Genomic DNA, 5,194 nt, shown 5'->3' on the forward strand with positions numbered 1-5,194 from the left:
TAAGGGGGTAAGGTGATAAGGTGGTAAGGGAGTTAGGTGGTAAGGAGGTAAGGTGATAAGAGAGGATTTGATTCCCAATTGAGTGTTCTGAAAAATTACTAAATTTCGCTCAAGTCAGATGCAATTTTTGCTAACGCAACATTTGAAAATTTTATTAAAAAGTGCAAACGCAATAGCGCCCCTTCGGGGTTAAGTGCACTTTTTTCGCCTTAGGGCGAACATAAAATTTTCAAATTGTCCGAGCGAAGCGACAACCCCGCAGGGCAAAGCCCGAGGACAAAATTGCAAAGCTTTCGCTCAATTTGTAATTTTTCAGAGGGTTCAATTAGGAACAAAATATTATTTTTACAAATTACCGATTCAAAATTCCTCATTTCTATGTATCGCTAACCTCTTTGGAGTTTGCAAAGGACAAACTTTATATACAAAATCGTGTCTTAATTTATGAAAAAAACTTTTCTCATCCCAAAACTCCGGATACATCTTTTCTAACTCTTTCTCTACACATCTGTTTATCAACTCTTCATCTCTTTCTAGTCTATCTCTTTTTTCATCCAAAATTTTATAAAATCTATCTTCGTCACTAGCAAGTTCTAAAGCAAAACTTTCAACCTCGCTAAAATCGTTATAGATAAAATCAACTAGTCCTATTTTTTTTGCAAAGTTGGCTGAAATTGGTAGAGCTTCGTCAACAAGTTTTTTCGCTTTATCTTTACCTACTCTTTTTGGAAGCGTATAGGTGTGAAACTCGCTACCGCTTAACCCCATCGTTTTGTAGTGCGGATTTAGAACAACTCCTTTTTTTGCAAAAACTATATCACTTGCCAAACCCAAAAAAACTCCGCCTGCTCCCGCATTTGCACGAAAAACGGAAATAGTTAAAATATCATCGCTAAAAAGAATGGTTTTTACCAGATTGTTCATAGCATTAATATTGCTCCAACCATCTTCTCCCTTCTTTTTGCTATCTTCCAATATGGTTAGATGGATTCCGTTGCTAAAAAAGTTCTCGCCACCCGTCAAAACCAGTATATCCACCTCTTCTCTAAGTGTTTCGATAGCATATTTGAGTCTTATACACTGCTGTGAACTCATGGCTCCGTTGTAAAAATCGAACTCTAAAAAGCCTACATTTTTCTTTTTGTAAAATGTAATCTCTTTGAATGTCTGAGTTTGCGGATCCACATATATAGGAATCCTGTGCTCTTTTATACCTTTTAGTCTATCTTTTAAAACATAAGTGGAAGGGAGTTTTATCTGGCGTATTCCCTTTTTTATCTCCGTCATATGGCTAATCCATATAGCCCCGTCAATAGTTTTTACTAAAATCGCCCCGTCTCGCTTTGCCAAAATATCTTTCGGTTTGGCTTCAATATTTTCTAGCCCATTTTTTTCCAAACTTACTCCAAAAATATATACATCAACCCCTAAAAAATTATCCTTTATTCCAGGATAGTTATCTGAAGCATTTATCTTTTTTAAAATCACTTCACTTTTGTCTTTAGTCCAATCTATTTTTCTTCTATCTTGAGTTACTCTTTTGTGCATTGGAAAAAGCGGATTTTCCAAAGGTTTAAAGCCGTTTTTTAGCTTTTCTAAAAGCTCGCTTACTAGTTCAACAGCCACGTCACTTACCTGATTTCTATAGATATATCCCTTCTTCTTTTTTGGTATTTTAAAGTTTTTAGTAGCCCAGATTTTACCTCCGTCAAGCTCATCATCAGCCTCTAAAATCGTAACGCCCCACTCTTTTTTGTTATCTAAAATGGCATTATCAAGAGCATATGCTCCTCTGTCTCCAAAAGGACCCGGATGGATGATGAAAGTAGGAGTTTTCTTGAAAATTTCTTTAGGCAGTTTTTTTGTTAGATAAGGACAAATAACGATATCCGGTTTATAAAGTTCAACACTCTCTATCATGACGTTATCGTTTATAGCATACTCTACACTAACAGTATGACCCAAATCTTTTAAAAAACAGTATATTTTTTGGGTTAAAGAGTTAAAAGTAGTAGATATCAAAAGTATCTTCACCTTAGCATATCCTTGGCAAAATCTCACCGCTTGGCATATCTAAAAATCTTCTTGTACCCCACTCGCTTTTTAGTAAAACTTTTTGCGGGTATTCATCCGTTACTATCCCAATAACACTAGCATTTTCATTAAACTCTTTCAGAATTTCCAATGCTTTTTGACTATCGTTCTTGCAAACTGCTGCTACAAAAGTTCCCTCATTTGCCAAAACAAAAGGCTCAAACCCCAAAATTTCGCAAATTCCTCTCACCTCATCGCTCACTTTAACTTTTGCCTCTTCAATCTCAAAACATAAATCTTTAGCTTTTGCCCACTCATTAAGAACAGCGGCAACTCCCCCTCTTGTAGCATCTCTACAGGCTTTTACCTTTACATCTTCTTTTATAAGTCTCTCAATAACCGGCCATAAAGATTTACAATCGCTTGCTATCTCATTTTCCAGCTCTATCCCTTCACGGCTTGCAAATATACTAGCTCCATGTCTTGCAATATCACCTGAAATCAAAACTACGTCGCCAACTTCTATATTTTTTTGAGAAAACTCTTTAGCTCTCTCTCCTAAAGCTGAGATATTTATATAAATACCGTCACAGCTTTTTTTAGGTACTACTTTAGTATCTCCGGTTACAACTTTAGCTTCGTTAATATCAAGCTCTTTTTTTATACTTCTAACAATTTTCTCAAAATCCCTAACACTAAATCCCTCTTCAATTATGAAAGATAAAGATAAAAACTTAGGTTTTGCTCCCATCATTGCAAGATCGTTACATGCCCCGGCAACTGCAAGTTTTCCAATATCTCCTCCTTTGAAAAAAAGAGGAGTTATGGTAAAAGAATCTGTTGTAAAAACTGGACTATCTAAACTCTTTAAGAGTGTACCATCTTCTGCTTCTTTTAAAAACTCATTCTTTAAATGTCTAAAAATAATTTTTTCAATAAGCTCACTATTTTCAACTCCACCATTTCCCATAGCTAAAGTAATAGTTCTTTGCATAAAGCTCCTTACATCAAATTACATACTTTTTGTTTTAGCTCTTGTAACTCATCTTCATTTAATTTTGCAAGAATTCCCTGATCAAGAAGAATTTTATCTATATCTATCGTACAGATCCAATTAGCAACAGCAAAGCTATCTTTTTTGAGTCTATCTCGAGCCTTAATCTTCATTCTATATTCACTCACAATATCTTGAGAGCTTAGAGGCAGTACCAACACAGATTGAAATCTGCTAATTGGTAAAATCCGATTTAAAAAATTGTTCTGCAAAACTACTGCTGGTCTAATTTTACCAATCTCTGAATTATATTTTTTACCAAAATCCACTAAATAAATCTCACCTTGTTTTATTTTCAAGTTCATCTAACCACTCTCCGATATCTTCTGCACAAATATCCAAAAAATCTGGTCTTTCTAACTCCAACAATCCTTTATTTCTCTCAAGCCACTTACGATACTCTATCTCTCTTACAAGCTCTTCAACCCCTTTTAAGTCCTCAAGCGGAATAAAAATACCTTTTAAGGTATTACTTTTTTTATTGACAATTTTTGCAATCTCTTTTAATTCATCCAATATTTTTGGATGCTTAGATATCTCACTAATTGAAAGTTCTACCATAATATTCTCCTATTTTTATATAGGACAATTATATCAAATTTCCATACTTATAATAAGCAGCACATGCTCCCTCGCTGCTAACCATACAGCTACCAAGAGGTTTTTGCGGGGTACAGGCTGTCCCAAAGACTTGACACTCAGTCGGTTTTGCCATACCTCTTAAAATATCCCCGCAGATACATAGTTTATGGTCTTCTATCTCCTCTTTTGGCAGTTCATAAATTTTTTCTGCATCAAACTCGCCAAATTCATCTTTAAGCTTCCATGCACTTTTTGGAATATTTCCAAGTCCTCTCCACTTGAAAAGCTCCCTTTTTTCAAAATACTTCTCAATCAATTCTTGCGCTTTAAGATTACCTTCTTTGCTAACGCTTCTCTTATACTGTATCTCAACTTCACATCTCTCGCTTGCAAACTGCCTAACCATCATCAAAACCCCCTCCATCACATCAACAGGTTCAAACCCCGAAACGACAACTGGACGGTTATAACGGGCAGGAAACTGCTCATATATCTTACTTCCCGCAATTACGCTTACATGGCTAGGTCCTAAAAAAGCGTCTATCTGATTATTATAACTATCTACATGTTCGTCTCTGCTATCAATTAGCTCTTTCATAACTTCGGGAACTGTTACATGGTTTATATGAAAGAGTATGTTTTTTATGTTTTGTTTTATCGCATTTTCTAAAAGTGCGGCCGTCATAGGGGTAGTCGTTTCGAAACCTATCGCAAAAAAGACTACTTTTTTATTTGGATTCTCTTTTGCGATTTTGAGTACATCCAAAGGCGAGTAGACAAACCTCACATCGGCCCCTTTGCTTCTCGCATCTTGCAAAGAACCTTTGCTTCCGGGCACCTTTATCATATCTCCCAAAGTACAAAGAATCACATCTTCTCTCATTGCCAAGATATAGGCATGATCAATCCTCTCTTTTGGCATAATACATACAGGGCATCCGGAACCGTGTATAAAGTTTATATTTTTTGGCATTAACTGCAAAAGACCATATTTCATGATGGTATGGGTATGACCGCCGCAAACCTCCATTATATTTATAGTTCTATCAAGTTTTTCAGCCTCTTTTTCAATCTCCTTAGAGAGAGCTTGTATAGCTTTTGGGTCTCTAAATCTGTCATATAAATCTTTTAGTTTCATCAACCGCCTCCGCTCGGACAGTTGTCGCTCCCATCTATCATAGCCCCTTTCTCTTCCTCTTCCATTTTCTCTATTATCTCCTGATACAAAGCGATTGACTCTTTAGCATACTCTTCGTCTATGATATTCATGGCGTATCCGATATGTATCAAAACATAATCACCAACCTTTACCTCATCAGCTATAAAATCGATACCTACTTTTCTTTTAACCCCCAAAGTATCCACAATTGCACTCATTTCATCTTTGTTTATCTCAATAACTTGTGACGGAATCGAAAGACACATTATCTCATCTCCATTTTAAATTTGATCCAGTTAGCAAGTTTTTTTAAAGACTCCTTATCTTTTGTAGAAACTTCCAAAATATCAACATTAGGTTTAAGT

6 protein-coding genes and 1 pseudogene are annotated in these 5,194 nt (G+C 35.7%); all 7 read right to left on the reverse strand.

Annotated features, from left to right (window positions below; genetic code table 11):
- Positions 1-360: 360 nt before the first annotated feature.
- Positions 361-2,034 carry a hydrogenase maturation protein gene (locus AC30RD_RS06075; RefSeq protein ID WP_489493464.1) on the reverse strand — a complete coding sequence of 558 codons (1,674 nt, stop codon included), beginning with the start codon at positions 2,032-2,034 and terminating at the stop codon, positions 361-363.
- Between the two features lies 1 nt (position 2,035).
- The gene (gene hypE / locus AC30RD_RS06080) at positions 2,036-3,028 is read right to left on the reverse strand and encodes a hydrogenase expression/formation protein HypE (RefSeq protein ID WP_489493465.1); all 993 of its coding nucleotides are present in this window, start codon (positions 3,026-3,028) and stop codon (positions 2,036-2,038) included.
- A gap of 8 nt (positions 3,029-3,036) precedes the next feature.
- Positions 3,037-3,393 (reverse strand): type II toxin-antitoxin system PemK/MazF family toxin, encoded by a 357-nt coding sequence (locus AC30RD_RS06085; protein WP_489493466.1) that lies wholly within the window; start codon positions 3,391-3,393, stop codon positions 3,037-3,039.
- Complete coding sequence (locus tag AC30RD_RS06090) at positions 3,368-3,649, reverse strand: hypothetical protein (protein WP_489493467.1); 282 nt, start codon at positions 3,647-3,649, stop codon at positions 3,368-3,370. The genes AC30RD_RS06085 and AC30RD_RS06090 overlap by 26 nt, the downstream gene beginning before the upstream one ends.
- Before the next feature lie 28 nt (positions 3,650-3,677).
- The gene (gene hypD / locus AC30RD_RS06095; RefSeq protein WP_489493469.1) at positions 3,678-4,808 is read right to left on the reverse strand and encodes a hydrogenase formation protein HypD; all 1,131 of its coding nucleotides are present in this window, start codon (positions 4,806-4,808) and stop codon (positions 3,678-3,680) included.
- On the reverse strand, positions 4,808-5,095 hold the full coding sequence (locus tag AC30RD_RS06100; protein WP_489493470.1) for a HypC/HybG/HupF family hydrogenase formation chaperone: 288 nt from the start codon (positions 5,093-5,095) through the stop codon (positions 4,808-4,810). The genes hypD and AC30RD_RS06100 overlap by 1 nt, the downstream gene beginning before the upstream one ends.
- Positions 5,095-5,194, reverse strand: a pseudogene (locus AC30RD_RS06105) (hydrogenase nickel incorporation protein HypB); the annotation flags it as partial. The gene AC30RD_RS06100 and the pseudogene AC30RD_RS06105, both read right to left, overlap by 1 nt.

The organism is Nitrosophilus sp., from assembly GCF_982775275.1.